Source organism: Intrasporangium sp., from assembly GCF_030452765.1.
In the GTDB taxonomy this organism is placed as follows: domain Bacteria; phylum Actinomycetota; class Actinomycetes; order Actinomycetales; family Dermatophilaceae; genus Intrasporangium_A.
Window position 1 is genome coordinate 1 of the sequence record NZ_JAKDLO010000241.1, and the last position, 5439, is coordinate 5439.

The following is a 5439-nucleotide window of genomic DNA, read 5'->3' on the forward strand; positions in this document are numbered from 1 at the left end:
AAGGCGTGAGGACACGAGCGAGGAACGAGCGAGGCCCGGAGCGCCGATTCGGCTCAGTCGGAGTATCGACTGACCGCACGCCCGCTCGAGTGGATTCGGCCATGTAGGATGGAAGAAGTCCTGCCTGCCATCCGTTATACCGTATGACTTATTGGGCATCGAGTCGCTAACCGAAGGGGTTTCTCATGCGAGTCCAGCCAGCACAGGTCCACGAGGTGCTCGCCAAGCACCTGCTCACCGACGGGTTCAAGCTCGTCTTCGACACCAGCAAGAGTCGCGACTCGTGGCTGGTCGACGCCCGGACCGGTCAGTCGTACCTCGACCTCTACACGTTCTTCGCGTCGGCGCCGCTCGGCTCCAACCCCAGTGGCATCGTCGATGACCCTGAGTTCCAGACGCTGCTCGCCGAGGTCGCCTCGAACAAGCCGGCCAACTCCGACATCTACACGACCCACCTGGCCGAGTTCACCGAGACGTTCGCGCGAGTCCTCGGTGACCCCGCGCTGCCGCACCTGTTCTTCGTCGAGGGCGGGGCGCTCGCCGTCGAGAACGCCCTCAAGACCGCGTTCGACTGGAAGAGCCGCCGCAACGAGGCGGCCGGGCGCTCACCCGAGCTCGGCACCCGGGTCATGCACCTGACCAAGGCGTTCCACGGCCGCAGCGGCTACACGATGTCGCTGACCAACACCGAGCCGGTCAAGATCGCCCGTTTCCCGAAGTTCGACTGGCCGCGTATCGACGTCCCGGCGATCACCTTCCCGCTCGAGCAGCACCTTGCAGAGGTCGAGGCCGCCGAGCGGCACGCCCTCGGGCAGGCCCGCGCTGCCTTCGAGGCTCACCCGCACGACATCGCGTGCTTCATCGCCGAGCCGATCCAGGGCGAGGGGGGCGACAACCACATGCGCGCCGAGTTCCTCCAGGCGATGCAGGCCCTGTGCCACGAGTACGACGCCCTGTTCATCCTCGACGAGGTGCAGACCGGGGTCGGGTTCACCGGCACGGCCTGGGCCTACCAGCAGCTCGGCCTCGAGCCGGACGTCGTCGCCTTCGCGAAGAAGGCCCAGGTCGGCGGCATCATGGCGGGCCGGCGTGTCGACGAGGTCGTCGACAACGTCTTCCACGTGTCGAGCCGGATCAACTCCACCTGGGGCGGGGGGCTGTCCGACATGGTCCGCTCGCGCCGGATCCTCGAGATCATCGAGCGTAACGACCTGGTCACCCACGCCGCCACGACCGGTGCCTGGCTGAACGAGCAGCTTGCCGGCCTGCAGGCGCGCCATCCCGAGGTGGTGTCCAACGCCCGCGGACGCGGCCTCATGTGCGCCTTCGACCTGCCCGATGGTGAGGTGCGCGACGTGGCACTGCGGCGGCTGCGCGACGAGGGACGTGTCCTCGCCCTCGCGAGCGGCGACCGCGCGATCCGTTTCCGCCCCGCCCTCAACGTGACGCAGGATGATCTCGAGTTCGGCCTGGCCGCCATCGAGCGTGTCGTCGCTAGCATCTGAGCCGATCCCACCCATCCCGCCTGAGCACACATCGAGGAAGAACCACATGCAGCGCAACGTCGCTTCCGTCATCAACGGCCGTCCGCTCGACGCCGCCCCCGGCGGTCGGCTGACCATCGTCAACCCCGCTCGCACGGACGAGGTCGTCGCCGAGGTAGCCCTCGGCGACGCCGACACGTTCGTCGCGGCAGCCCGCGCGGCCAAGGAGGCGCAGCCCGCTTGGGCCGACGTCCCCGCCCCCGTCCGCGGCCGCGCGATCGCCCACATCGGCCGGATCGTCGAGGCCAACCAGGAGGCCCTGGCCGAGATCATCACGCGAGAGATCGGCAAGCCGCACATCGAGGCCCTCGGCGAGGTCCGCGAGATCATCGACACGTGCGACTTCTTCCTCGGTGAGGGCCGTCGGCTCTACGGGCAGACGGTGCCTTCCGAGGTGCCGGACAAGAACCTCTTCACCTTCCGTGAGCCCGTCGGGGTCGTCTCGGTGATCACCGCGGGGAACTTCCCGGTGGCCGTCCCGTCGTGGTACCTCGTGCCTGCCCTCCTCACGGGCAACACCGTGGTGTGGAAACCCGCAGAGTATGCCGCTGTCTCTGCTCACGCTCTCGCCGCTCTGTTCCGCGCCGGCGGGCTCCCCGACGGAGTGCTCCAGCTCGTCCTGGCCGATGGTGAGCAGACCTTCGCCGGGCTCGAGCAGGCCCTGGATCAGGGCCTCGTCAACAAGGTCGGCTTCACCGGGTCGAGTGCGGTCGGCTCCCGGATCGGCGAGCTCACCGGTCGGCACGTGCAGTCGGCCTGCCTCGAGCTCGGCGGGAAGAACCCGCTCGTCGTCACCCCGAGCGCAGACCTCGACCTCGCGGTCGAGGGAGCGCTGTTCTCCGGGTTCGGCACCGCCGGGCAGCGGTGTACCTCGCTCGGGACGGTCATCGTGCACGAGTCGGTGCACGACGAGTTCCTGCGGCGCTTTGCGGCCGCGGTCGAGGATGCCTCGATCGGGGACCCGACGCAGGACGTCCTCTATGGCCCCATGCTCTCGGCGAAGTTCGCCGACCGGTACGAGGACTACCTGGACTGGCTGCAGCCGCACCAGAGCGTGCACGGGTCCACCTCGACCGGGCGGATCACGACCGACAACCCGCGCAAGGGCTTCGTCGGCGACCCGGACGCCGGCCTCTTCTACCACCCGGTGATCGTCGACGGGCTCCGGCCGGACGACCAGATCTTCCTCGAGGAGACCTTCGGGCCGCTCGTGGGCGTCACGACATACCGAACGCTGGATGAGGCGGTCTCGCTCGCGAACCGTCCCGGCTACGGACTGTCCAGCTCGATCTACACGACCGACCCGCAAGAGGTCTTCCGGTTCCGTCGGGGGATCAGTGCCGGCATGGTCAGCGTCAACAACTCGACCTCCGGTGCCGAGGCGCACCTGCCCTTCGGTGGCAACGGCAAGTCGGGCAACGGCAGCCGGCAGTCCGGTATCTGGGTGCTCGACCAGTTCACCAGGTGGCAGGCGGTCAACTGGGACTACTCCGGCCGGTTGCAGAAGGCGCAGATGGACGTGGCCGACCTGACGCCCAACGACGCCTTCCGGCTCGACGCGCCCAAGGCATGAGCGGGCCGGTCGGCCCGGCGGAGGTGGATGCGCACTTCCGCCGGGTCGTCGGCGCGTTGCGGGCCCAGCCGACTCGTGATCCGCGAGAGCCCCTTCGGTCGGACACGCACCTGACCGGTGCCGAGGCGCTGAAGCTGTTCGATGCCCAGGCCGGCAGCCGGCACCTCGACTTCGCGGCGCGCTCGATGCAGGCACGCGGGCAGGGCTTCTACACGATCGGCTCCTCAGGGCACGAGGGCAACGCCGCGGTCGCCGCGGCGCTGCGCCCGGGTGACCCGGCGTTGCTGCACTACCGATCCGGGGCCTTCTACCTGTCACGCGCCGCCCAGGTGAGTGGGGCCGATCCGATCCGGGACGTGCTGCGCGGCGTTGCTGCCGCGTCGACCGAGCCGATCTCCGGTGGCCGGCACAAGGTCTTCGGCAACCACGACCTCGCCGTCATCCCGCAGACCTCCACCATCGGCTCGCACCTGCCGCGAGCCCTCGGGGTGGCTTTCGCGATCGAGCGGGCCAAGCGTCTCGGTCTCGAATCTGCTTGGCTCCCAGGCTCGGTCGTCGTCTGCAGTTTCGGGGACGCGTCTGCGAACCATTCGACGGTGACCGGTGCCGTTGGGGCCGCCTGCCACCTGGCCCACCAGAAGCTCCCGCTGCCGCTCCTGTTCGTCTGCGAGGACAACGGCCTCGGGATCAGCGTGCGCAGCCCACGCGACTGGATCCATGCGGCATACGGCAACAGGCCCGGGCTGTGCTACCTCACGGCCGACGGGACGGATCTGGCGGCGGCATACGACGTCGCGCTCGAGGCGGCCGGCCATGTGCGGCAGGAGCGTCGCCCGGTCTTCCTGCATCTGCGCACGGTCCGGCTCATGGCACATGCGGGGTCCGACGTCGAGACCGCGTATCGAGCGTTCGGCGACATGGAGGCCGACCTCGAGCGGGACCCGCTGGTGGGGACCGCTCGGTTGCTTGCGTCGGCCGGCGTCGTCTCGCCCGAGGCGCTGCTGACCCGCTACGAGGCGATCGGGGCCGAGGTCTCCTGCGTTGCTGACGAGGTTGCGACCGAGGGGCATCTGTCGAGTGCGGCGGAGGTCATGGCGCCGCTCGCTCCACGGCACGCGGATCGCATCGCGGCAGAAGTGAGCCGGTCTGCTGAACGACCGGATCGTCTGGCAGCGTTCGGCGGTCGGCTGCCCGAGGACGAGCCGCCCCTGACGCTGGCCCAGTCGATCAACCGGACCCTCGTCGACGAGCTGGCGCTGCGCCCCGAGATGCTTGTCTTCGGCGAGGACGTCGCGGTCAAGGGCGGGGTGTACGGGGTGACCCGAGGGCTGCGGCGGGCGTTCGGGACCGCGCGGGTCTTCGACACCATCCTCGACGAACAGTCCGTGCTCGGAATTGCTCTGGGCACAGGGGTTTCCGGACTGCTTCCGGTGCCGGAGATCCAGTACCTCGCCTACCTGCACAACGCGGAGGACCAGATCCGTGGCGAGGCCGCCACGCTGTCCTTCTTCTCTGCAGGCCAGTACACGAACCCGATGGTCGTGCGGATCGCGGGGCTGGGCTACCAGAAGGGCTTCGGCGGGCACTTCCACAACGACAACGCGCTCGGAGCCCTGCGCGACATACCCGGTCTGGTCATCGCCGCTCCTGCTCGACCTGACGACGCCTCCGCGATGCTGCGCACCTGCCTAGCCGCGGCCCGTGTCGACGGCGCGGTCTGCGTGTTCATCGAGCCCATCGCGCTCTATCACACCCGCGACCTGCACGCCGACGGCGACGAGCGGTGGCTCGCGCCCTACGTGCCGCCTGGACGCTGGACGGAGCACCATGTCCCGTTGGGGGCAGCGCGGACGCACGGTGCCGGTGACGACCTGACGATCGTGACGTTCGGCAACGGGGTCCGGATGAGCCTGCGGGTCGCGGGAGAGCTCGCCGTCTCGGGCGTGGGTTGCCGCGTCGTCGACCTGCGCTGGCTCGCCCCGCTACCCGTCGATGACCTGCTCCGGGAGGCCTCGGCGACCGGCCGCGTGCTCGTCGTCGACGAGACCCGCCGCACCGGCGGCGTCTCCGAAGGGGTGGTGACCGCGCTGGTCGGTGCGGGGTTCCGCGGGCGGATCGCCCGGGTCGCGAGTGAGGACAGCTTCATCCCACTGGGGGATGCCGCGAACCTCGTCCTGCTGTCCGAGGACACGATCCTGCACGCCGCCCACGCCCTGCTCACGCGCCCCTGATCGACAGTGCAGCAATCCCGATCGACAGTGCAGCATTCCCGATCGACAGTGCAGCAATCCCGATCGACAGTGCAGCAATCCCGATCGACAG

Annotated in this window: 3 protein-coding genes; all 3 read left to right on the forward strand. The window is 69.3% G+C overall.

All coding sequences use genetic code 11. The features are described 5' to 3' along the window. Positions 1 to 185 precede the first annotated feature (185 nt). The 3 genes from lat to L0H79_RS20305 are packed head-to-tail and all read left to right on the forward strand — an operon-like array spanning position 186 to position 5348. Positions 186 to 1505 carry an L-lysine 6-transaminase gene (lat, locus tag L0H79_RS20295; protein WP_301486454.1) on the forward strand — a complete coding sequence of 440 codons (1320 nt, stop codon included), beginning with the start codon at positions 186 to 188 and terminating at the stop codon, positions 1503 to 1505. A gap of 46 nt (positions 1506 to 1551) precedes the next feature. Beyond that, positions 1552 to 3117 carry an aldehyde dehydrogenase family protein gene (locus L0H79_RS20300; RefSeq protein WP_301486455.1) on the forward strand — a complete coding sequence of 522 codons (1566 nt, stop codon included), beginning with the start codon at positions 1552 to 1554 and terminating at the stop codon, positions 3115 to 3117. After that, positions 3114 to 5348 carry a thiamine pyrophosphate-dependent enzyme gene (locus tag L0H79_RS20305; RefSeq protein WP_301486456.1) on the forward strand — a complete coding sequence of 745 codons (2235 nt, stop codon included), beginning with the start codon at positions 3114 to 3116 and terminating at the stop codon, positions 5346 to 5348. Before L0H79_RS20300 ends, L0H79_RS20305 begins: the two co-directional genes overlap by 4 nt. Positions 5349 to 5439: the final 91 nt, after the last annotated feature.